27 protein-coding genes are annotated in these 20,204 nt (G+C 43.4%); 18 read left to right on the plus strand and 9 right to left on the minus strand.

Annotation, left to right across the window (positions count from 1 at the left end; translation table 11 throughout):
- Nucleotides 1-288: 288 nt before the first annotated feature.
- Nucleotides 289-1,149, minus strand: coding sequence for an IS3 family transposase (locus tag H0W44_10405; GenBank protein MBA3582846.1), 861 nt, complete (start codon nt 1,147-1,149; stop codon nt 289-291).
- 453 nt (nt 1,150-1,602) lie between these two features.
- Here H0W44_10405 and H0W44_10410 point away from each other — a divergent pair, with 453 nt between their 5' ends.
- The 9 genes from H0W44_10410 (at nt 1,603) to H0W44_10450 (ending at nt 7,417) form a co-directional block, all read left to right on the plus strand.
- Nucleotides 1,603-1,767 (plus strand): hypothetical protein, encoded by a 165-nt coding sequence (locus tag H0W44_10410; protein MBA3582847.1) that lies wholly within the window; start codon nt 1,603-1,605, stop codon nt 1,765-1,767.
- 27 nt (nt 1,768-1,794) lie between these two features.
- Complete coding sequence (locus H0W44_10415) at nt 1,795-2,013, plus strand: IS30 family transposase (protein ID MBA3582848.1); 219 nt, start codon at nt 1,795-1,797, stop codon at nt 2,011-2,013.
- Between the two features lie 186 nt (nt 2,014-2,199).
- A complete protein-coding gene (locus tag H0W44_10420; protein ID MBA3582849.1) occupies nt 2,200-2,586 on the plus strand; it encodes a nucleotidyltransferase substrate binding protein in 387 nt (128 codons plus the stop codon).
- Entirely contained in the window at nt 2,580-2,930 is a 351-nt protein-coding gene (locus tag H0W44_10425) for a nucleotidyltransferase domain-containing protein (GenBank protein MBA3582850.1), read from the plus strand. Before H0W44_10420 ends, H0W44_10425 begins: the two co-directional genes overlap by 7 nt.
- A gap of 408 nt (nt 2,931-3,338) precedes the next feature.
- A complete protein-coding gene (locus H0W44_10430) occupies nt 3,339-3,818 on the plus strand; it encodes a hypothetical protein (GenBank protein MBA3582851.1) in 480 nt (159 codons plus the stop codon).
- Nucleotides 3,819-3,980: 162 nt separating this feature from the next.
- A complete protein-coding gene (locus H0W44_10435) occupies nt 3,981-4,334 on the plus strand; it encodes a DUF971 domain-containing protein (GenBank protein MBA3582852.1) in 354 nt (117 codons plus the stop codon).
- 22 nt (nt 4,335-4,356) lie between these two features.
- Nucleotides 4,357-4,743, plus strand: a complete 387-nt coding sequence (locus H0W44_10440) for a RidA family protein (protein ID MBA3582853.1) — start codon at nt 4,357-4,359, stop codon at nt 4,741-4,743.
- Between the two features lie 8 nt (nt 4,744-4,751).
- Nucleotides 4,752-6,833, plus strand: a complete 2,082-nt coding sequence (gene recG / locus H0W44_10445) for an ATP-dependent DNA helicase RecG (protein ID MBA3582854.1) — start codon at nt 4,752-4,754, stop codon at nt 6,831-6,833.
- Nucleotides 6,834-7,045: 212 nt separating this feature from the next.
- Complete coding sequence (locus tag H0W44_10450; GenBank protein ID MBA3582855.1) at nt 7,046-7,417, plus strand: SirB2 family protein; 372 nt, start codon at nt 7,046-7,048, stop codon at nt 7,415-7,417.
- A 24-nt stretch (nt 7,418-7,441) separates the two neighbouring features.
- Here H0W44_10450 and H0W44_10455 read toward each other — a convergent pair whose 3' ends face one another.
- Entirely contained in the window at nt 7,442-8,275 is an 834-nt protein-coding gene (locus H0W44_10455; GenBank protein ID MBA3582856.1) for an HDOD domain-containing protein, read from the minus strand.
- 79 nt (nt 8,276-8,354) lie between these two features.
- Here H0W44_10455 and H0W44_10460 point away from each other — a divergent pair, with 79 nt between their 5' ends.
- Nucleotides 8,355-8,858: a PaaI family thioesterase gene (locus H0W44_10460; protein MBA3582857.1), complete on the plus strand. Its 504-nt coding sequence runs from the start codon at nt 8,355-8,357 to the stop codon at nt 8,856-8,858.
- Between the two features lie 168 nt (nt 8,859-9,026).
- The gene (locus H0W44_10465) at nt 9,027-9,455 is read left to right on the plus strand and encodes a DoxX family protein (protein MBA3582858.1); all 429 of its coding nucleotides are present in this window, start codon (nt 9,027-9,029) and stop codon (nt 9,453-9,455) included.
- Here H0W44_10465 and yrfG read toward each other — a convergent pair.
- On the minus strand, nt 9,452-10,153 hold the full coding sequence (gene yrfG / locus H0W44_10470) for a GMP/IMP nucleotidase (protein ID MBA3582859.1): 702 nt from the start codon (nt 10,151-10,153) through the stop codon (nt 9,452-9,454). The genes H0W44_10465 and yrfG overlap by 4 nt on opposite strands.
- A 70-nt stretch (nt 10,154-10,223) precedes the next feature.
- Between yrfG and nudE the strand changes: the two genes are divergently transcribed.
- From nudE to H0W44_10495, 5 genes are read left to right on the plus strand one after another with little or no spacing between them, the layout of a single operon-like run.
- The gene (gene nudE / locus H0W44_10475; GenBank protein MBA3582860.1) at nt 10,224-10,811 is read left to right on the plus strand and encodes an ADP compounds hydrolase NudE; all 588 of its coding nucleotides are present in this window, start codon (nt 10,224-10,226) and stop codon (nt 10,809-10,811) included.
- A 2-nt stretch (nt 10,812-10,813) separates the two neighbouring features.
- Nucleotides 10,814-11,617, plus strand: a complete 804-nt coding sequence (cysQ, locus tag H0W44_10480; GenBank protein ID MBA3582861.1) for a 3'(2'),5'-bisphosphate nucleotidase CysQ — start codon at nt 10,814-10,816, stop codon at nt 11,615-11,617.
- Nucleotides 11,607-12,032 carry a DUF1761 domain-containing protein gene (locus H0W44_10485; GenBank protein ID MBA3582862.1) on the plus strand — a complete coding sequence of 142 codons (426 nt, stop codon included), beginning with the start codon at nt 11,607-11,609 and terminating at the stop codon, nt 12,030-12,032. Before cysQ ends, H0W44_10485 begins: the two co-directional genes overlap by 11 nt.
- A 9-nt stretch (nt 12,033-12,041) precedes the next feature.
- Entirely contained in the window at nt 12,042-12,584 is a 543-nt protein-coding gene (locus H0W44_10490; protein MBA3582863.1) for an amino acid-binding protein, read from the plus strand.
- 27 nt (nt 12,585-12,611) lie between these two features.
- Nucleotides 12,612-12,899, plus strand: coding sequence for a hypothetical protein (locus H0W44_10495; protein ID MBA3582864.1), 288 nt, complete (start codon nt 12,612-12,614; stop codon nt 12,897-12,899).
- A gap of 4 nt (nt 12,900-12,903) precedes the next feature.
- Here H0W44_10495 and H0W44_10500 read toward each other — a convergent pair whose 3' ends face one another.
- The 4 genes from H0W44_10500 to xth form a co-directional block, all read right to left on the minus strand.
- Nucleotides 12,904-13,242 carry a Rieske (2Fe-2S) protein gene (locus H0W44_10500; GenBank protein ID MBA3582865.1) on the minus strand — a complete coding sequence of 113 codons (339 nt, stop codon included), beginning with the start codon at nt 13,240-13,242 and terminating at the stop codon, nt 12,904-12,906.
- Between the two features lie 2 nt (nt 13,243-13,244).
- Nucleotides 13,245-14,429: a diguanylate cyclase gene (locus H0W44_10505; protein ID MBA3582866.1), complete on the minus strand. Its 1,185-nt coding sequence runs from the start codon at nt 14,427-14,429 to the stop codon at nt 13,245-13,247.
- Between the two features lie 216 nt (nt 14,430-14,645).
- On the minus strand, nt 14,646-16,007 hold the full coding sequence (locus H0W44_10510) for an MFS transporter (GenBank protein ID MBA3582867.1): 1,362 nt from the start codon (nt 16,005-16,007) through the stop codon (nt 14,646-14,648).
- On the minus strand, nt 16,004-16,780 hold the full coding sequence (gene xth, locus H0W44_10515; protein ID MBA3582868.1) for an exodeoxyribonuclease III: 777 nt from the start codon (nt 16,778-16,780) through the stop codon (nt 16,004-16,006). Before xth ends, H0W44_10510 begins: the two co-directional genes overlap by 4 nt.
- A 114-nt stretch (nt 16,781-16,894) precedes the next feature.
- Between xth and pyrE the strand changes: the two genes are divergently transcribed.
- Together pyrE and H0W44_10525 are read left to right on the plus strand one after the other, a co-directional pair.
- Nucleotides 16,895-17,539, plus strand: a complete 645-nt coding sequence (pyrE, locus tag H0W44_10520; protein ID MBA3582869.1) for an orotate phosphoribosyltransferase — start codon at nt 16,895-16,897, stop codon at nt 17,537-17,539.
- 167 nt (nt 17,540-17,706) lie between these two features.
- Complete coding sequence (locus H0W44_10525) at nt 17,707-18,465, plus strand: DUF4124 domain-containing protein (GenBank protein ID MBA3582870.1); 759 nt, start codon at nt 17,707-17,709, stop codon at nt 18,463-18,465.
- A 15-nt stretch (nt 18,466-18,480) separates the two neighbouring features.
- Here the strand turns inward: H0W44_10525 and argB are convergent, their stop codons facing one another.
- Together argB and H0W44_10535 are read right to left on the minus strand one after the other, a co-directional pair.
- Complete coding sequence (argB, locus tag H0W44_10530) at nt 18,481-19,374, minus strand: acetylglutamate kinase (protein MBA3582871.1); 894 nt, start codon at nt 19,372-19,374, stop codon at nt 18,481-18,483.
- 170 nt (nt 19,375-19,544) lie between these two features.
- On the minus strand, nt 19,545-19,919 hold the full coding sequence (locus tag H0W44_10535) for an energy transducer TonB (protein MBA3582872.1): 375 nt from the start codon (nt 19,917-19,919) through the stop codon (nt 19,545-19,547).
- Nucleotides 19,920-20,204 lie beyond the last annotated feature (285 nt).

Consider the following 20,204-nt stretch of genomic DNA (forward strand, 5'->3'; position numbering starts at 1 on the left):
AGATGAAATTATGTTTCGATTAAATAATCGACCACGTAAAACACGAGACTATCAAACACCGAATGAAGTCTTGTACAATCGACAGGACAGGTTAGTTATTTTTTAACAAAATTGCAGTTATTGTTTAAACGAATAAGGGGACGCTACCCTTTTATTTCCGGCAGTATGTTCAGCACCGAGCCATATAGAATGTCCAAAGTTCCGTCGTCTAATGGAGTTAGCGGCGTCTGGAGTTATTGAAGCTAAATCAAGGAGTCTGAGCTATCCCGGATTTTTCGGACGGTTAAATTAAGCAACATTGATCATCTCATAATGATGCGGTGACTGGTACTGCAATGTTTGATGGATACGTTGCCGGTTATAAAATATTTCTATGTAATCAAAGATAGCGGCTTTTGCCGCTTCTCGTGTTGGGTAGTTTTGATAATGTATCAATTCGTTTTTTAAGTTGTTAAAAAAGCTTTCTGCAACCGCATTATCCCAGCAATCTTTTTTGCGACTCATGCTAGAGATCATGTGGTGGCGTTGTAATGTTTCTCGGTAGTGATGGGCTGCATATAGCTGTCCGCGATCCATATGATGAATAAGCCCTGGCGTGGGTCGACGCTGCGCAATCGCCATGTTCAGCGCATCTAAGACCAATGCTTGATTGTTGCGATCTGACATTGACCAACCGACGATCTTTCTCGAATACAAATCCAGCACAATCGCGAGATACAACCAACCGCTGCGTGTGGCGATAAAGGTAACGTCACCCACCCAAACACGATTCGGTTGATCAACTGTAAATTGACGCTGTAATAAATTCGGCGCGATCCATCCTTGGTATTTCGATTGTGTCGTCACCTTAAAGCGCGTACGGCGTTTGGCTTCAATGTGATGTACGAGACGCAAACGTGCAACGCGGTGTTTGCCACACGCCACGCCTTGTTGATTTAAGGCTTTCCAGGTCTTGACCGCTCCATAATTACCGCGAGATTGTTGGTGAATCTTTTTGATCTCGGTGACTAAGCGTTTATCTTCATGAGCGTGTTTGCTCACGGGACGTGTCAACCAATCATAATAACCACTAGCGCTCACACGCAGTACGCGACACAGCGAACGTACCGCGAAGGTCTTTTGATGTTGCTCAATGAAGGCGTATTTCATTGGGATGCTTGCGCAAACAACAGCGCCGCTTTTTTTAAAATGTCACGCTCTTCTGTCATTTTCGCTAAAGCTTGTTTAAGCGAACCACTTCTGACGTTTGATCAGCGGGTTTACGCCCTGAACCTTCAAACGCTGTTTCGCCTTTCAACGATAATTCATCGCGCCATTATAAACGTGAACACAATAAGCACTTAATGCATACCTGTCTCGTAAACTAGAAGAATCTTGATCACCGCAACAAATCGCTCACCGAATCTGCTTGGATTATCCAGATAATCAATCAATCCGCATTAGTTATGAAGGGATCTATCAACTTATTTTCAAAGACGCGCGACACGCCGGCACGTTTTATTTGCATCTTCGACGGGGTCATAAACGACGCCGCAAACAAAGCGGCTATCGCACGGGACGTGGATGAATGACGAGTCGTCGACGTATTGCTGATCGCCCGAAATGCGTGGATTTAAAGTCTGGTTATGGCGTTCGGTGATTGGCAAACAAGGCACGGGCGCGATCGTCACGCATGTTGAACGCAAAAGTAGTTATCTGATGACCGGTAAATTAGCGGATAAAAAAGCACTGCCCTTAACAAACATTACCATCAAACTCTTTAAATAGTTACAAGCGCATCTAAGACAGACATTGATGGTGGATAACGGTAAAGAATTTGCAGCATTCCAAAAAATTGAAGATGCGACGCAACTGGAAATTTATTTTTCGGATCCTTACAGTTCATGGCAACGCGGGTGTAACGAAAATACGAATGGTTTACTTCGGCAATATTTTCCAAAAGGCACCGATTTTACAACGATCACAAAAAAACAACTTGCACAGGTGACGCGTCAAATTAATAATCGACCTTGAAAATGTTTAAATTACCAAACACCCAGCGAAGTCTTTTGGTCTGTGGCTAGTGGTGCACTTACAACTTGAATTCAGGAAATGATATATCATGGCCATAGATGCATTATGCTTCGAGAAGTTATTCGATGATGCATAAGCTTCGGCGGCAATATTTTTAATATAAATATTTTATTAGTGAGTGGCTAAATGGACATTGAGCGTTTACAAGAACGTATTGCTGATTTTACTAAAGCGCTTCATCAGCTTGATAAAGCGGTTCAGCAGCCTGGTAATGAATTTATCCGTGACTGTGTGATTCAGCGATTTGAGTTTGCTTATGAGTTAGCGGGGAAAATGTTAAAAATCCGGCTTGAGATGGAAGATATCTTTGCTAAAACACCGAAAGAAACGTTGCAAGAAGCACTGCAAGCAGGATTTATTGTGGATGGTAATGCGTGGAGTGAATTACAAAAGAACAGAAATTTAACAGTTCATGCTTATAACGAGCAATTGGCTGAACAAATATATCGCTATATTGCACAACAAGCGGTCGTATTGTTTCATCAGCTCTTAGAAAAGGCGGCGCAGTGGTAATAACAGCGGCTTCAACGTTTGGATTAAGCGCAGCACTGTATGCTGATATTTGTCAGGTGTTGCGTGGTTATCCTTCACTAGAGCAAGTATTGATTTTTGGATCACGGGCTAAAGATACTGCAAAAACCTATTCTGATTACGATTTTGCTATATTCGCGCTTGCTATGAGTGATGCAGAATTTACCGCTTTATGGCATGAGTTAAATGATTTGCCGATGATCTTTAAGTTAGATGTGTTGCATTGGAATCGGCTTCGCGAAGAATCATTAAAAAATAAAATTCTTACAGAAGGACGTTTGTTTTATTCGCCGACAATGCCGAATGTTTTTTCACAAACGCAATAATTTCTACAGTTTTTTTATTAGTTATCAATCATCCGTATTTAATTGCTAAAGCGCATTTATTTTTTTTAATAAAACAGCTTTTTAATTATCTCCCATAAGTTTTTTGTCTAGTTAACCTCGTTCAAATTGTGATGCAGCGCACACTAAAACAAATCTGTCATGTAATAGAAATAAAATGAAACCGGACAAAGCAAAAGAGCCACCAACTTTTATCCGTTTGTCGGGTAAAGATACAGACGAGTGGAGAAGCAAATGGTTGCGTTAGGGGAACTCTTTTTCTAATCTACAAACCCGAGTTGATGAGTATGCATTGCCAAGCGTAAATAAATATCCAGCAGTAAGGGTACAAGGAATGAAATTAAGGCGTTTATAAGTAACAACAAATTCTTTCGTCTTCAGGAGGTCTACATGTTTAAAAGTAAATTGGTTACAGCAGTTGCGGCTACAGTATTATCTACATTAGTTGCGTTACCTGCCCAAGCGGTAGTGACACGTACATACTTCGAACAAACCGTAAATTTTCAATATATTGATGGCGGCGCACCAGGTCGTGGTGTTGGTGACACATTGATCTTTGATAATATTTTGATCAATCAAACCACTGGCCAAGTAGAAGGCACGAAAAGCAATGACTGCGATACTATTTGGCAAGATCCATCCAATGGCGATTTTTGGTCATGGTGCGAAGAAACCATTTATTTAAGCAACGGCACATTGGTAGTGCGCGGTTTGTTTAATGAAATCGCTTTCGAAGCGTTCCAGCCGCAAACCGTGTTTATTGTTAACGGCACTGGTTATTGGAAAAAAGCGCTTGGTTATGAAACCATTCAACAAGTTCGTTTCCCAGATCAAGCGGTGAGCACGATTGTAGTGTTAAATAAGAATTAATTTGTTCTTAACAACCGGGTAATTACCACGGTGTTCTAAAAACGGCGCTAGTGATAGCGCCGTTTTTTTTTGTGGTTGAGCTATCTTAGAAGGTACAGCGAGGCTGTTGAGGTGGGTAGCGACCGGGTACAATGCGCGTCAATATGTTGAAGTGAGATTGCAATGCCGGTTCCTATTAATATTCAATTGCACAAAAAATCTCGAATCCTGGAAATTGAATTCGAAGATAATGTGCGGGCTCAGTTACCGTGTGAATATTTGCGAGTCTATTCGCCGTCGGCTGCGGTGCGCGGTCATGGTGAAGGCGAAGGTGTGTTGCAGATAGGCAAAGAAGAGGTGGGTATTCAGGATATTCAACCGATAGGCCATTATGCGATTCAATTAATTTTTGATGATGGTCATGATACGGGTTTTTACACATGGGATTATTTGTACAGCTTAAGTACAGAATACGAACAAAAATGGCAGGCGTATTTAGATAGACTCGTGGCGGCTGGCCATACACGAAAAATTTAGTATTATTTCATTTAGGTAACTTATGACACAAAAACACATTATTAAAACCACGCAAGCGCCGCAAGCAATCGGTACTTATTCGCAAGCAGTAAAAGTGGGTAATACGGTTTATTTGTCCGGACAAATTCCTTTGGACCCGGTGAGCGGTCAATTGCTTGAAGGCGATATTAAATTACAAATTAAACGTGTATTCGATAATCTTGCAGCAGTTGCGCAGGCAGCCGGCGGCGATTTACAAAACATCGTGAAGTTAAATATTTTTTTAACTGACTTAGCAAATTTTGCTGCGGTGAATGAAGTGATGGCAACTTATTTTACTGGATCGTATCCGGCGCGCGCAGTGGTGGGTGTTGCGGCTTTACCCAAAGGTGCGACGGTAGAGATGGATGCTATTTTGGTTATTGATTAATCGCGTTTGTGGCGACACCCACTCTTACTTTAGCAAGTGACGTGCAATGGTTGCGAGGCGTGGGCCCTAAAGTAGCGGAACGTTTAGCGCGACTTAATATTCATCATGTGCAAGATGCGTTATTTCATTTACCGTTTCGTTATCAAGATCGTACTCAACTAATTCCTATCGGTGGTTTGCAGCTCAATCAAGAAGCCTTGTTTGAAGGTGAGGTCTTGCTCAGTGAAGTAACATTCCGCAAACGTCGAACCTTGTTAGTGCGTTTAGCGGATGGCACTGGGCAAATCACATTACGTTTTTTTCATTTTTCAAAAACCCAGCAAGAAAATTTATTACGCGGTGTGCGCATCCGTTGTTTCGGTGAAGTGCGTGGTGGAAATTCTGGTTTAGAAATTGTGCATCCTGAATATCGCGTGGTGCAAGAAAACGAAACGGTAGCGCCTTACCTCACACCTATTTATCCAACTACGGAAGGCGTACAACAAGCGACGTGGCAACGCATTATCGAACAAGCGTTAGATTTGCTGGCGCATGATGAGTTAGCGGATTTATTGCCGGCTAATTTATTAAGTCAACAAGGTTTGCCTGACTTAAAAACAGCTTTGCAAATCGTCCATAGACCTACTCCGGATATGCCTTTGCAGCCGTTATTAGCAGGCGAACATGTAGCGCAGCAACGTTTGGCATTCGAGGAATTAATTGCGCATCATTTGAGTATGTTGCAATTGCGTCAACGCAAACAACAACAGGCAGCGCCTAGTATTCGCGTAGCAGCGACATTGCGCAAAAAATTATTAGCCGCATTACCGTTTAAGTTAACGAACGCACAACAGCGCGTAGTTGCAGAGTTAAATGCTGATTTGGAAAAAACCACGCCGGCGATGCGCTTGATTCAAGGTGATGTAGGTTCCGGGAAAACCGTAGTCGCTGCATTAGTGGCGGCGGATGTAGTCGCAGCAGATTATCAAGTAGCAGTAATGGCGCCGACGGAATTATTAGCTGAGCAGCATTACAAAAATTTTTCGCAATGGTTGGCGCCGTTAAATATTAAAGTCGGTTGGTATTCAGGACGACTTAAAGGCAAACAACGTGAGTTAGAAAAATTGGCTTTAGCTAATGGTGAAGTACAACTCGTGGTCGGCACGCATGCCTTGTTTCAAGAAGATGTGAGCTTTAAAAAATTAGCTTTGCTGATTATTGATGAGCAGCATCGCTTTGGCGTGCATCAGCGTTTGGCTTTGCGTAATAAAGGCGTGCGTGAGACTGAACATCCGCATCAATTTACGATGACCGCAACCCCTATTCCGCGCAGCTTAGCCATGACGGCGTATGCCGATTTGGATTATTCGGTGATTGACGAATTGCCGCCGGGTCGTATTCCGGTAAACACAGTGGTAATGACGGAAAGTCGGCGCGATGAAATCATTGAGCGCATTGCAAATGCGTGCGTCACGGGTCGACAAGCGTATTGGGTATGTACCCTCATTGAAGAATCAGAAATGTTGCAATGCCAAGCGGCGGAAGATACTGCCGTGCAATTGACAGAAAAGTTGCCGCAATTACGCATTGGTTTAATTCATGGTCGCATGAAAGGAAAAGAAAAAGAAACGGTAATGGCAGCGTTTAAAAGCGCGCAATTAGATTTGTTAGTGGCAACCACTGTTATTGAAGTGGGTGTGGACGTGCCGAATGCGTCATTAATGATTATTGAAAATGCAGAACGTTTGGGTTTGTCGCAACTGCATCAATTACGCGGCCGAGTCGGGCGAGGCAGTGCGGCGAGTAATTGTGTATTAATGTATAAATCGCCGTTATCTGCACGGGCGCGGATGCGCTTAGATGTGTTGCGACACACCAACGATGGTTTTGAAATTGCGCAACAAGATTTAAATATGCGCGGCCCTGGTGAATTATTAGGTACGCGTCAAACCGGCGACGTGGATTTTCAAATTGCAAATCTGGCGCGCGACGCAAAATTATTGCCCGACGTGCAAGCAGTCGCAAAAGTGTTGTTGGTGAAATATCCGGACAATGCTATGGCCTTAATGAGTCGTTGGTTGGGTCATAAGCAACAATTTCGTGAAGTATAAAAGCCCGGCGCTATTAGCCAGCATGATAGGCCAGTGTGATGAGCTAGCATGATGAGCCGGCGTGATGAGTGAGTGCGGGTGAATTTAATTAGACGCTATGACCGCCAAATCAATTAGCGTACAGTGCTCGGGTTGGAGCGGAACATTGCTGTGACAAAAAGTTATTTTTAGATGCCGTTAAATTACAGTGAAATTATTAGGGGAGAAATGTTATGGGAATTAAGTTGCTGCATTTGTTATCGGCTTATGGTTTGTTCGCGATATTTTTATTGCGTGGCTTGGCGGCGATTAGTGGTTCGACCTTAGCGAGTAAAGCGTGGCCTAAAATTTTGTTTCATATAGCCACCGCAGGTTTGGTATTAAGCGCGATAGGTTTGGCGGTTTCGCGGCATGAAATGCCGTTCACAGTCGGCTGGACATCGGCTAAGTTAGTTGCCTTAATTATATTTATTGGCGCAGGTGTTTATTTATTTAAGAAAGCGCGAACTCAGCAGCAGAAGCGGGCTGCGTTTTTGGGTGGTGTGATTTTATTGGTATATATATTTGCGGTTGCTCTGACGCGTTCGGTATTTGTTTTTGCTTAATGCAGCGTATAAAAAAGCGATGTGCTAATGCCACATCGCTTTTGCTAATTCCCAATCATCACGACAGTTATTATTGTTCAACCAATCTTCAGTACCCGATAATCCTAAACGTTCCATGGCTTTAAGTTTGTCGCCGGAATGCGCTAACCAATTGCTATTCCGATCGCGTAATTGCCACGTGGCGGTTGACACTAAATCAACGTAATCCACATACGGCACATTACGTTCAAATTGTTGATATTCTGCAGGAATAGTTTGTAATTCCAGCGGGAAATTCCACTGCGTTAATAATTTCACCCCAATGTCTGGATGTAATTCATTGATTAACCAATCTAGCGCCGCACGATCAGTTAATAATTCGCTACGACTATCTAAAAAATGCAATAAGGGCAACGCGCCAATTTTATGAATCAAACCACCTAACACGGCAACATCAGGTTTAAGTTTGGTGTAATTCAACGCGAGCGCAAAACATAAGGAAGCGACATCGGTACAATCTAACCAAACCCGGCGCAAGCTATCATCAATTAAACGATTTTTAGCGCGAAACATATTTTCTAACGTCATCGCGGTTACAACATTTGAGGTGTAAGCCATGCCTAAACGCGCGACGACTTGTTTTAAATCGGTGATGGTGTGATCGCCGCGCACCATGGGACTGTTCGCGATACGAATTAAACGTGCGGCAATCGCGGGATCATTGCTGATCATGTCGGCGATAGTGTGGCTATCCGCGCGAGGATTATTCACCGCTTCGCGAATTTTTAAGGCGACTTCGGGCAAGGTCGGCAAAGTCAATTTATCTTGACGCATAGCTTCCAGTAATTCGTCGCGGATACAATCAGCAATAATTTCCATACAGCACTCCTAGGCAATAGTGATTACAGCGGCGCTCTAGGGCTGAGCTTTAGTGAGTGTTTTAAATAGGAGCTTGAGAATGTCGGTGTCATTAACGAATGTTAAAACAGCTTTTCAAGAACAGATTCCGCATAACCATTGTTTTGGCTGCGGGCCTTTGAATACCGGTGGTTTGCAGATTAAAAGTTATTGGCTGGATGATGCGGCCGAGACCTTCAATAGTTATTGCGAGTTTGTTCCGCAGCTAACGCATTGTGCGGGTCCAACGACGGTAGTAAATGGCGGCATTATTAGCACGGTGATGGATTGTCACGCGATATGCAGCGCAATGGCGGAAGCGTACCGACGTGAAGGCCTAAACATGGATGGGTCGATTTGGTATGCCACGGCGAGTTTGCAGGTAAGTTTTCTGGCCGCCGCTCCGTTGTCTCAGCGCTTGCGCTGTGTCGCACAGTTGCAGGTGAGTAGTGCGCGCAAGACTTTGATTGATTGCGAGGTGTGGGCCGGCGATGTGTTATGCGCCAAAGGTCACGTGATCGCGGTGCGGGTCGCGGCGGATTGGGCGACAACATCAAACAGCTGATGATCGGGCAGTCACAAAAGCTCGATGGTAGTGAGTACGCATGGCCATAGAGCTGAATAAATATTAAAATTTCGTGCAGAAGGCGAAGGCTAATAAAAAGTTAAATTCAGCCTTTTTCGAGTTTTATTTACGTTGTGCAGCTTACGCTTAAGGATTCGGGGGAATTACATGAATAAACGTCTAGATTCAACCACAGAAAAATTGGAATTACTGGGCCGAGTTTTATTGGCGGGTATGTTTGTAATGAGTGGGCTGACTAAGGTTTTTGCTTTCTCTATGGCGGTGGAAGGCGTAAGTCAGATGTTGCCGATGTTTTTAAAACCGCATACGGCTTTTTTAATCGCTGCAGGTGCTTTGATCGAAGTGCCTGCGTCAATAGCACTGCTGGTAGGTTGGCAGGCGCGTTGGGCGGCTTTGGCTTTAGGGATATATGCATTTCTTGCGACTATGATGGGACATACCGATATGAGTGTCCCGGAAAACAAATTTAAAATTTTGAGCAATATGGCCTTAGTGGGTTGTTTGCTGACCTTGTCTTTGCACGGCGCTGGACCTTACAGCATCGACGCTTGGCGCAAGCGCCGCGGGCTCAATTAATTTTTTGAGGGCAATGCTCGCAATGCCGTCAGCGCTGGCAGTAACACGTCGAAATAGTGAATACCCTGAAATTCACTTACGGTACGCGGTGCTTCGGTGCTGTCGGGATGCAACATAGCGATGACATGGGCGATGCCATAAGCTTGAGCCGCGCGTAATACGGGCAAGCTGTCGTCAAAAAACACGCTACGTGCCGGTTTAAAACCCAGCGTAAGTTCAGCCTGCTGCCAAAATTCGGGAGTTTCTTTGGGGGCGTGGAATTCGTGAGAGCTGATTATTTTATCGAAATAGATTGCTAGACCCGTGTGGGCAAGTTTTAAAGCCAAGGACGCAGGATGCGCGTTAGTTAAAAGATAGACTTGTTTAACGTCGCGCAAAGATTCTAAAAATGCGATGGCGTGCGGCAAAGGCCGAATGCGTTCTGCGGTTTCATGTTTCAGCGCCACGATATCCATGCCCAGTTGATTCGTCCAATAGTCTAAACAATACCAATCCAAAGTGTCTTGCACCGCCGCGAAGCGGGCGGCTAATTCGGTGCGGCTGGTTTCTACGGCTTGTTGGTAATGCAGCGCGTAACGTTGCACCAGATGTTCACACCAAAAATGATTATCGAAGTGCAAGTCCAGCAAAGTACCGTCCATGTCGAGCAAGACAGTATCAATGTCTGACCAAGGCAATGTGAAATTTAGTGATGACATAAATCGGTTTCCGTTACGAGTGTAATATAATAGGCGAATTGTTATGCTGGCCACTCTTTAAAAGATCGCTATGATGCGCAAGAAACCTGAAATTCTGCAAATAAAAACTCTCAGCAGCGACGAAATGTCTCAGCAGGCTTTTCGTATTGAAGAACTGCATCTCAAATTTTCCAATGGCGTAGAACGTTATTATCGGCGTATGCAAGGCAGCGGCCAAGGCGCGGTGTTGGTGGTGCCGATTACCGATGATAATCAGGTGTTATTAATTCGTGAATATTCCGTTGGTGTAGATCGTTACGAATTGCAGTTACCTAAAGGTCGTGTTGATTTAGGCGAACATTTTTTAGCCGCTGCGAATCGCGAGCTTAAAGAAGAAATTGGTTTTGGCGCAAAACAATTGGATCACATTAATACTTTGTCGGTGTTGCCGGGGTTTATGGGGCATCAAACGCATATTATTATTGCGCGTGGTTTATATCCCGAACGTTTAGAAGGTGATGAGCCAGAAGAGCTAGAAGTTGTGCCGTGGCCGCTGACGAATATTTATGAGCTTAGCTTGCAAGAAAATTGCAGCGAAGCGCGCAGCATAGCGGCGTTATATATGGCGCGTGATTGGTTGATGCGTGAACCATCTGTTACTACACAGTCTATAATTTAAAAATGTTGATTGAAGTAGAAAAATTAATTCCGGATGTTGTACAAATTGCTGTTAATGCCGGCAAAGCAATCATGATGGTGTACAACACTGAATTTGAAGTTGAAAAAAAATTAGATAAATCACCCGTAACACAAGCCGATCTTGCCGCGCACGATATTATCGTCGCAGGCTTAGGCGCATTAGAAACAGTTTACCCCGTGTTATCTGAAGAAGAAATCAGCGTGCCATTTAGCACGCGGCGAAATTGGCGCACGTATTGGTTAGTTGATCCTATGGATGGCACGCGCGAGTTTGTAAAACGCAATGGCGAATTTGTTGTCAGTATTGCATTAATTCATCAGCACGAAGCCGTATTAGGCGTAATTTATGCGCCCTTCTTGCATACCGTTTATTTTGCTAGTCAACATGGCGGTGCGTATAAACAACAAGCCGGTGATGTTATGCAGAGCTTGCAAACTCGCGCTGCACCTATAACACCCGTCATCGCCGGAAGCAGAAGTCACAGTGATAAACGCATGACGGATTATTTGCAAAAATTAGGTGATCATCAATTGATTGCGATGGGCAGCGCGTTAAAATCTTGTTTAGTTGCTGAAGGCAGTGCGGATTTATATTTACGTTTAGGTCTAACGTCCGAATGGGATACGGCAGCTGCGCAATGTATTGTTGAAGAAGCGGGCGGCTATTTTGTAGATACTCAAGGTCAGCGTTTGTTATATAACACCAAAGCAGAATTACTTAATCCGGAATTTTTAGTTTACGGCGATGCCAGTCGAGATTGGCGGCGTTATTTAAATGCGTTATGACATAAAGCTGCATGCGCAGGTCGGCTTGACCACACTGTTACAGCAAATTATTAGTATTGCATGGTATGTGTATTTTGGATTGGCTTGGGCGCTGGCGGTTAATTATCCTTTGGGGCGAGTGAATTTTTATGAGCCGCGCTTATATTTACCGTTTGTTTATGCAATTGGCGCATCATTATTAATAAATTATGGTTATTATTACCTGTGTCAACGCTTGCTGATATATAAACGTCTTGCTGGTTGTGGTTGGCTTTTATCGGCATGGTTAGGTCTCGTTTTTTTGAACACGTTGAGTCATCATCAATTTTCTAAAATAGCGTGGACCGTGACGTGGATTGATAGCGGTAGAGATTTGTTAGCGCTGTTATTAACCGTATTAATTTTGACGCCTAAAGATTCGCGTTTGCAACAATAAGGATTAAAAATGCAAAGATTACGTTTAAATATTGTCTGCCCTGATAAACCCGGTTTAATCGCAGCTATTACCGGTGCTTTATTTGAGTTAGACGTAAATTTTTCGGATACGCATTTTGCGTTATTAGAAACGCATGGAGAATTTTCGGCGATTTGTGAAGCTCCTGATTCGCTCGATGCACAAAACATGCATGATTTATTAGTTGCGCTAGCGCCTTTAGCAAATGCAAAAATAGACATCATGCCGTTTCGTGCGGCTAAAACGGCGGTTGATAGTAATATTACGCATTGGTTTTATTTAGAAGGCGCTGATCAGCCGGGTTTGGTTGCGCGTTTAACCGAAGTGTTTGGTGATTATGAAGCAAACATTTTACAAATGGATACGCGGCGTTTACATGCAAATGGCGGCGAGCATTCACAAGATGCTTTGTATTGGATTGAAGTCGGCGTGCAAATTGATGCTGCGCGTAGCGACGCGTGTGTCGCCACGGTGGAAAACACCGCGGCATTATTGAATATGCAAATCAGCGTTTTTGCTGAAGACGTTTTTTAACGATTTATAATATTAAGGAAAAGTAGTATGGCTTCTGAAGTAGGTGAATTAACCATCGAATATGTTGAAGATGGCGTGATGACGATTAAGCAATTAGATAAAGTTATCTTAACCAAAGGCGCTTGGGCGACGTTGATGTTTAAATATCAAGATTGGGATCGTGCTAAACAAGTATATGGCCCACCCAAATACTCGATTCGTCGTTATCAAAAACGCAACGGTGAATATATGCCTAAATCAAAATTTAATATTTCGAGCCGTGATCAAGCTGAAAAAATTATTGCGGCTTTGCAAAAATGGTTTACCGAAGAATAGTCATTTAAGAATTCAGCCAATAGACGATGCCGTTGTCAATCTCGGTGTCGATGCGTGATAAATGCGCGCCGACACAGGGACCATGCAAACAACGGCCATCGCTGATACGAAATTGTGCGCCATGTAATGAGCACATAATTAAAGTCTTGTCATAATTCAAAAAACGATGATCTTGCCAATTGAGCGGTGCGCCGGTGTGTGGACAGCTATTGAAATAAGCGTGACAACGATTATTGTTTCGCACCACAAATAATTCTTGTTGGCCACGAGCGGTGTTGACGATGATCCCCATAGAACCTGGATCATCGAGTTGGCTGAATTCACATAAAACAATTCGCGGCATTATTATTCGCCGATGAAGGTGCGATTGCGGCCTTGGCTTTTAGCGACATACAGCGCTTTGTCGAGTTTGTTGATAAAAATATCGGGTGAATCAGTCGTGCGCGGCATTATCGTCGCAACACCAATGCTGACCGTAATACGCGCGGTGTCGGGATTGCCATCATGTTCGATATTAATTTCTTTGATAGTGGAATGAATACGTTCGGCTAATGCGTTCGCGCCGCTAATATCTGTTGTTGGTAATAACACAATAAATTCTTCACCACCAAAGCGCGCAATAAAATCACGTGGCCGCCAAATAACCTGATGAATACTTTGAGCAATGTCGCGTAATACGTCATCACCTTTTAAATGGCCGTAGGTGTCGTTGTAGGCTTTAAAATAATCAACGTCGATCATGAGCCCCGCAAGAATAGTATTTTCGCGACGATGATCGGCCCAAATTTCTTCGAAACGTTTGTTGAAGTAACGACGGTTATAGACCTCAGTTAATTCATCGGTGGTAGAAATTTGATGTAATTCTTGATTTTCGGAAGACAAATCTTTGTTAGTGCTGCGCAACTGTTCAGCGAGTGCGTCAGATTGAAAACGATAATACAAACTATCAATGAGAATGCGATTAAAGCGCCGCGCATGAAAGGTCATTGTCATCACGTACACCAACGCGACGATGCCGATCATTTGTACTTCTACCGACGGATCCATAAAGCTATAAATAATAACAGGCGCTAACGGTATCAGAATGTAAGTCACGTAATACGAAATGTGCAGTGCTAATACGGTTAAAGCGCCCGCTGTTAGACCGGCAGTCACGAATAGAAAAATAGTTTTATGCACGACTTCAAAATGCGGATAAGCAAATACGCTGACCACACCAATCAACAAGGTGGTTGATAAGGCGCCCGACATAAATAAGCGATTCCACGAAACCGTAAGCTTGGGGTTATCCTGTGCGGAGCGGCGATAACGTAAATAAATTGAAGTGCGGATAAGCAATAAAATAATAACTAGACCCATCCAGATCTTAGCTTCGGTTGCGCCAATATTTGCCCAGATTAACGCATCAATAATGACTAAGTTCACCAGCAGCATTAGCGCTGTGCGGGTGAAATAAGCGTAAGCAAATTCAGTTTGCGCGCGTCTGACTAATCTGTCGACGGTTGCTTTATCGAGCCCTTGCCGCGCCATTAGCGTTACCAAGTGTTAAAGACAGCCAATATTTAAGCATAGATTGTTCTAAAAAGCCTTCATTCTCATTTGGCTAAATTCGATATATGTGCGCTTGTGAACACAATGACAGATAAGTCGGGGATGATTACAGTTAAATAAGATTTTTATAAGCAGGAACGGCAGATAAAATGAAATGTATAACAACACGCCGCGAGGCAAGTAGCTAAGAATGCTTTATATAACGCGAGAGGCCGGCGGGATAAGTGGGTTCTGTTGATAGCGCATGAGCCATAACAATAACAACACGGCCGGCAAACCTAATAAGGTTGCGTAACTGAAAAAGTTCACATAACCAAAAGCATCCACTAAGCGTCCGGAAAAACCGCTGAGTATTTTGCCTGGCAAGGTCATTAACGAACTAAATAATGCGTATTGCGTCGTGGTGTACGCGGAGCTTGTTAAGCTCGATAAATAAGCTACAAATAATGACGTAGCAAAACCGCCGGTAAAATTATCCAGAGTAATGACACCCGTTAATAACCAAATATTCGCACCTTGCGTAGACAGGTATGCAAAACCTAAATTAGTCAGTGCGACAAAGACCGCGCCGATTAATAACAAGCGGCGTAACTCACCCATGGCAACTAATAAACCACCTAAGGCGGCGCCGCTGAGGGTCATGATTAATCCATAACCACCCGAAATAGAACCGAATTGCGCTTTCGTAAAACCTAAATCAACATAAAGTACCGACGCCATATTGGCCATGACGATATCGCTAATCCGATAACAAGCCACTAAGCACAATAAAACCACGCCTACTTTTAAACCATTGCGTCGAAAGAAATCACTGAAGGCGCCGATTAAACAACTTAACCAATGCGCCCACGCACGTCGAATGCTGTTATGAGATTGTGCAATGAGTTCGCGATCAGTTTGAATTTCGAGAGGATCTTTTTGAAGGTTAACGATGGGTTCTTCAATCAAATATAAAGTAGTAATGATGCCCGTTATCATCAATGCCGCCATGCACATATAAGTAACTGACCATGGCAACCATTCGGCTAATATTAAAGCGCCGGTAAACGACGTTAAAATTGCAATGCGATAACCTGCAATATAAGCAGCTGCTAGTGCGCCTTGTTTTTCAGTGCTAGCAGTTTGAATGCGAAATGCATCCAGCGCGATATCATGCGTCGCAGAAGAAAATGCAACCCAAACGGTAAAGGCTGCCATGACAGCAAGTGATGTTTTTGGATCGGTTAAGCTCATGCCGACCAAACCACACGCGATGCCGATTTGACCTAATAACATCCAGCTGCGCCGTAAACCAATGCGTTGACTGAGCCACGGAATTGCAATGCGATCAACCACGGGTGACCAGAAAAATTTTACGGAAAAGAAAATGCCGGCCCAACTAAAATAACCAATCGCGGAGCGACTAATATCTAACTCGCGCATCCACGTATTCAAGGTGCCGAAAATTAACATATACGGCAAACCGGCAGTAAAGCCCAATAACGCTAAGGCGATCACTTTTGGATCGCTATATAAATTTTTCGCGCGCGCCCAAAATGACAAAGATTTATCGTTCATCGTAAATCCCAGTCATAACTAATGGTTAAAGGCGCATGATCTGAAAAGCGTTGGGCTTTATAAATAGCCACGTGTTTTATTTTGTCGCGTAACCCAGGCGAAACAATTTGGTAATCAATACGCCAACCCACATTTTTGTCCCAGGCTTGCCCACGATTCGACCACCACGTGTATTGTTCGGCGTCGGCATTAATCACGCGAAAAGCATCAATAAAACCAGCGGTGTTAAATAACTCATCTAACCATGCGCGCTCTTCAGGCAAGAAGCCGGAATTTTTTAAATTACCGCGCCAGTTTTTTAAATCAATTTCTTTGTGCGCAATATTCCAGTCGCCGCATAAAATATAGTCGCGGCCTTGTTGCAACAAATCTTGTAAGTGCAGTTTGAACATTGCTAAAAAACGAAATTTGGCTTGTTGACGTTCTTCACTAGAAGAACCAGAAGGTAAATACAGAGAGATTACCGATAAATTTTCAAATTGCGCTTCTAAATAACGGCCTTCACGATCAAATTCATGGTTGTTTAAGCTGGTAATAATGCGCGTTGGTTTAATCCGTGAATACAACGCCACACCGCTGTAGCCTTTTTTTTCTGCATCGTAGTAATAACAGTGATAACCCGCAGGCGAAAATATCGCGTCTTGTAATTGATCAAGTTGCGCTTTGGTTTCTTGAATACACACGACATCAGCTTGTTGCTCTGTTAGCCATTCAAAAAAACCTTTGCGCGCCGCCGCACGAATGCCGTTGGCATTGAGGCTAATAACTTTCAACATGGGTAGTACATCCACAATATCCGAATTAAACTTGTATGCCGCGAGTCGCTACTTTAGCATGGTTGGCGATGCTTCCTAAGCCCTTAACTTTGAATAAGCTTTTTTATGACAATGAATGATTATCGGCATGAATTTTTGGCCTTTGCAATTAGCCGCGGCGTGCTGCGCTTTGGTGAATTTGAATTGAAATCCGGTCGTAAAAGTCCGTATTTTTTTAATGCAGGTTTATTTAATACGGGTGAAGCATTAAATCAATTGGGCGAGTTTTATGCGCGCGCTATTTTACAAGCCGATGTGCAATTCGATATGTTGTTTGGCCCTGCTTACAAGGGCATTCCTTTGGTGGCGGCAGTCTCAATTGCATTAGCACGACAGGGTCGTGATGTGCCGTGGTGTTTTAATCGCAAAGAAGCGAAATCCCATGGCGAAGGCGGCAATTTGGTGGGCGCGCCTTTAGCGGGTCGCGTGTTAATTGTTGATGATGTGATCACCGCGGGTACTGCGATTCGAGAGTCTTTGGATTTAATCAAAGCGCACCAAGCGTCGCCAGTGGGCATTGTGGTGTCGTTGAATCGTCAGGAAAAAGGCCAGGGTGAACGTTCGGCCATTCAAGAAATCGAACAACAAGAAAATATCCCCGTGATCAGCATCGCGAGTTTAGATGATTTACTTAAGTATTTAGAAAATGGTGCCGCTGAAGCTCAATACCTAGCGGCTATCCGCTCATACCGAGAACGCTACGCTGTGTCGACTTGAGCGTTTGCAACATTAACAGGCTACCAGCGCCAGCCTATAATTGCCCCAACGGATCCACGGATTCAAGTATTTGCAAGATTTATGTCACAAAGCATTGCAGCAATAACCAAGGAATAATTTCAAACATGAGCATGTGCCTACGAAAAATTATTTTAACGTGCACAATAATGACGAGCTTATTATTGTCATTGATGGCGTTTGCAGATAGTGCGCCTGCTAGTGGCAAAGTATATCGATGGACAGATGAAAAAGGCCGCGTCCATTATGGGGACAAAATGCCACCTGAAGTAGTTTCTAAAGATCACCAAGTCTTAGACGGTCGCGGTCAAGTCGCGAAGTCAGTCGGCCATGTCAAAACACAAGCAGAAATTGAGCAAGACGCACTCGCTAATGACGAAAAATCTAAAAAACAACGCGAACAAATTCGGCAACGTAAACACGACAAATTATTATTAGACACTTTCACTACTGAACGTGATTTAGTAATCGCTAGAGATGATCGTTTGGATTCAGTGCAATCTTCGTTAAATCTAGCGCGCGGCAATAATGAATCCGTCGCCCATCAGATTGAAATACTCGATAAACGCATGACACAGGTAAAAGCTAATAAAAAAGATATTCCACCCAATATGTTGGCGAATATGAAAAATTTAACCAGCCAACGTCAGAAAAATGATGAATATATTGTTAGGCAAGAAGAAGAATACAATCGGTTAAAAGACCAATTTAAAACTGATCTACAACGTTATCGTGAATTAAAAAATATTACGGCACCCGAGTCAGTTGCGGAAGCAGAAGCAGCGGCTACTAGAGCCATTGCCGCTGCGGCTAAACCCACTAAAGTTGTGGCGGTGGAAGAAACGGGTAAAACAAAAAGCAAAAAATCTCGGAAAAAACCAGCACCGCCAGCCGCTAAAGCAGAATAAATCTTAGGTTCTTAATTAACGTCGAATCAGCGTGCCAACGCCGGTGTTAGTAAATAACTCTAATAACACCGCATGTTCGACGCGACCATCAATAATGTGTGCGCTATTAAGACCCGATGCTAAGGCGTCTAATACACAGCGTGTTTTAGGCAGCATGCCGCCGTAAATCGTCCCGTCAGTGATTAAGTCTTCAACTTCAGCTTGCGTTAAGCCGGTTAATAACGCGCCACTTTTATCTAGAATGCCGGCGGTATTGGTGAGCAATAATAATTTTTCCGCTTTTAATACCGCCGCTAATTTTCCAGCCACTGTGTCGGCATTAATATTGTAAGACAAGCCATCATCACCGACGCCGATAGGCGCAATCACGGGAATAAAATCTTTATCGTCTAATAATTTCACGATCGACGGATCAATACTGTGCACTTCGCCAGTGCGTCCCATGTCGATAATTTCTGGTGCTGCAAATTCAGCGTTGATGCGCGACAGCGTGATTTTATTAGCGCGAATCAAACCACCGTCTTTACCCGTCAGCCCCACCGCTTTGCCGCCGTGCCGACTGATTAGATTCACAATATTTTTATTAATTAAACCACCCAAGACCATTTCCACCACGTCCATGGTTTGATCATCGGTCTTGCGTAAGCCGTCTATGAATTCGGATTCAATATTTAAACGCGTTAATAAATCACCAATTTGTGGGCCGCCACCGTGTACTACGACGGGGTTCAAACCAATTTGTTTCATCAGCACGATGTCACGCGCAAAACTGCTTTGCAATTTTTCGTCCACCATGGCATTGCCGCCATATTTAATGACAAAAGTTTTGCCTGCGTGTTTTTGAATATATGGCAAAGCTTCAGTGAGAACTTTGGCGACGTGTATAGCGGCTTGATTATCCATACGAATTATCCGTAAAAAGCGTGATTAATATATGGGAGTAAGTATACCGGATGGAAAATAATTATTTACTAAAATGATGCGCACGATATTTACTAATGGAAAGCTTGTTTGAGCTGTGAGCAGCATATTGAGAATCACAATTAGACTAATAGGAAGGGCTTAATTCCTCGCTGAGTTTAAAAGGGGTTATTGTTATTAATATTGTCATTAGCTAACTTAAAGAAAAAATCCATTGATTTTTTAGTTAAAATGGTAGGAATGCCGTTTACTACATAGGGTTCAAAGCGCCATTGCTCTAATGCAGTAATAACAGCTTTATCAAAAACTTTTTCGGGCTCAGCTTTAATAACCGTAATGTTAGAAGGCTTGCCTTCTGTATCGATATCAAATTGCAGCCAAACAGTACCAGTAACTCCTCGATCAATTGCTCTTTCGGGATACTGTGGAGATGCATATTTTATAACTTCCGTAGGATGATTATTGTCAAGGCTAGCTGTCGGGCGCGTTGAGACGGCGGGTTTTCGAGGTGAATTACCCGTATAAATTTGCATGAATTTTTTATAAGCGAGATCTTTTAAAGCTTGGGGCGTGCCTGGCAAAATATGAGCGTCAGCAAAATAATTCGCTGCTTTTGTATTAGCGCCGTGTTTAAGCATTAAGTCGCCGATTTGGATTAACACGGTCGCTTTGGCCGCATCAGTTTTTACCAGTTTAGATTTTAATAAAGCCTGTAAACGTAATAACGTTGCTTTGTCTTGTTCTTTATCCGTGCTTTGGTTTATTTCTGTTTGAATTTCGGCGAGTTCACGCGTTAGTTCGGGTGGTATGGTTTCGTC

The organism is Gammaproteobacteria bacterium (assembly GCA_013817245.1).
In the GTDB taxonomy this organism is placed as follows: domain Bacteria; phylum Pseudomonadota; class Gammaproteobacteria; order HTCC5015; family HTCC5015; genus JACDDA01.

What these genes read in the sequence shown, in the direction of transcription:
- H0W44_10405 (MBA3582846.1), bottom strand. Translation starts at nt 1,149, where the DNA reads ATGAAATACGCCTTCATTGAGCAACATCAAAAGACCTTCGCGGTACGT.
- H0W44_10410 (MBA3582847.1), top strand. Translation starts at nt 1,603, where the DNA reads ATGCGTGGATTTAAAGTCTGGTTATGGCGTTCGGTGATTGGCAAACAA.
- H0W44_10415 (MBA3582848.1), top strand. Translation starts at nt 1,795, where the DNA reads ATGGTGGATAACGGTAAAGAATTTGCAGCATTCCAAAAAATTGAAGAT.
- H0W44_10420 (MBA3582849.1), top strand. Translation starts at nt 2,200, where the DNA reads ATGGACATTGAGCGTTTACAAGAACGTATTGCTGATTTTACTAAAGCG.
- H0W44_10430 (MBA3582851.1), top strand. Translation starts at nt 3,339, where the DNA reads ATGTTTAAAAGTAAATTGGTTACAGCAGTTGCGGCTACAGTATTATCT.
- H0W44_10435 (MBA3582852.1), top strand. Translation starts at nt 3,981, where the DNA reads ATGCCGGTTCCTATTAATATTCAATTGCACAAAAAATCTCGAATCCTG.
- H0W44_10440 (MBA3582853.1), top strand. Translation starts at nt 4,357, where the DNA reads ATGACACAAAAACACATTATTAAAACCACGCAAGCGCCGCAAGCAATC.
- H0W44_10450 (MBA3582855.1), top strand. Translation starts at nt 7,046, where the DNA reads ATGGGAATTAAGTTGCTGCATTTGTTATCGGCTTATGGTTTGTTCGCG.
- H0W44_10455 (MBA3582856.1), bottom strand. Translation starts at nt 8,275, where the DNA reads ATGGAAATTATTGCTGATTGTATCCGCGACGAATTACTGGAAGCTATG.
- H0W44_10460 (MBA3582857.1), top strand. Translation starts at nt 8,355, where the DNA reads ATGTCGGTGTCATTAACGAATGTTAAAACAGCTTTTCAAGAACAGATT.
- H0W44_10465 (MBA3582858.1), top strand. Translation starts at nt 9,027, where the DNA reads ATGAATAAACGTCTAGATTCAACCACAGAAAAATTGGAATTACTGGGC.
- yrfG (MBA3582859.1), bottom strand. Translation starts at nt 10,153, where the DNA reads ATGTCATCACTAAATTTCACATTGCCTTGGTCAGACATTGATACTGTC.
- nudE (MBA3582860.1), top strand. Translation starts at nt 10,224, where the DNA reads ATGATGCGCAAGAAACCTGAAATTCTGCAAATAAAAACTCTCAGCAGC.
- cysQ (MBA3582861.1), top strand. Translation starts at nt 10,814, where the DNA reads ATGTTGATTGAAGTAGAAAAATTAATTCCGGATGTTGTACAAATTGCT.
- H0W44_10485 (MBA3582862.1), top strand. Translation starts at nt 11,607, where the DNA reads ATGCGTTATGACATAAAGCTGCATGCGCAGGTCGGCTTGACCACACTG.
- H0W44_10490 (MBA3582863.1), top strand. Translation starts at nt 12,042, where the DNA reads ATGCAAAGATTACGTTTAAATATTGTCTGCCCTGATAAACCCGGTTTA.
- H0W44_10495 (MBA3582864.1), top strand. Translation starts at nt 12,612, where the DNA reads ATGGCTTCTGAAGTAGGTGAATTAACCATCGAATATGTTGAAGATGGC.
- H0W44_10500 (MBA3582865.1), bottom strand. Translation starts at nt 13,242, where the DNA reads ATGCCGCGAATTGTTTTATGTGAATTCAGCCAACTCGATGATCCAGGT.
- H0W44_10505 (MBA3582866.1), bottom strand. Translation starts at nt 14,429, where the DNA reads ATGGCGCGGCAAGGGCTCGATAAAGCAACCGTCGACAGATTAGTCAGA.
- H0W44_10510 (MBA3582867.1), bottom strand. Translation starts at nt 16,007, where the DNA reads ATGAACGATAAATCTTTGTCATTTTGGGCGCGCGCGAAAAATTTATAT.
- pyrE (MBA3582869.1), top strand. Translation starts at nt 16,895, where the DNA reads ATGAATGATTATCGGCATGAATTTTTGGCCTTTGCAATTAGCCGCGGC.
- H0W44_10525 (MBA3582870.1), top strand. Translation starts at nt 17,707, where the DNA reads ATGACGAGCTTATTATTGTCATTGATGGCGTTTGCAGATAGTGCGCCT.
- H0W44_10535 (MBA3582872.1), bottom strand. Translation starts at nt 19,919, where the DNA reads ATGCAAATTTATACGGGTAATTCACCTCGAAAACCCGCCGTCTCAACG.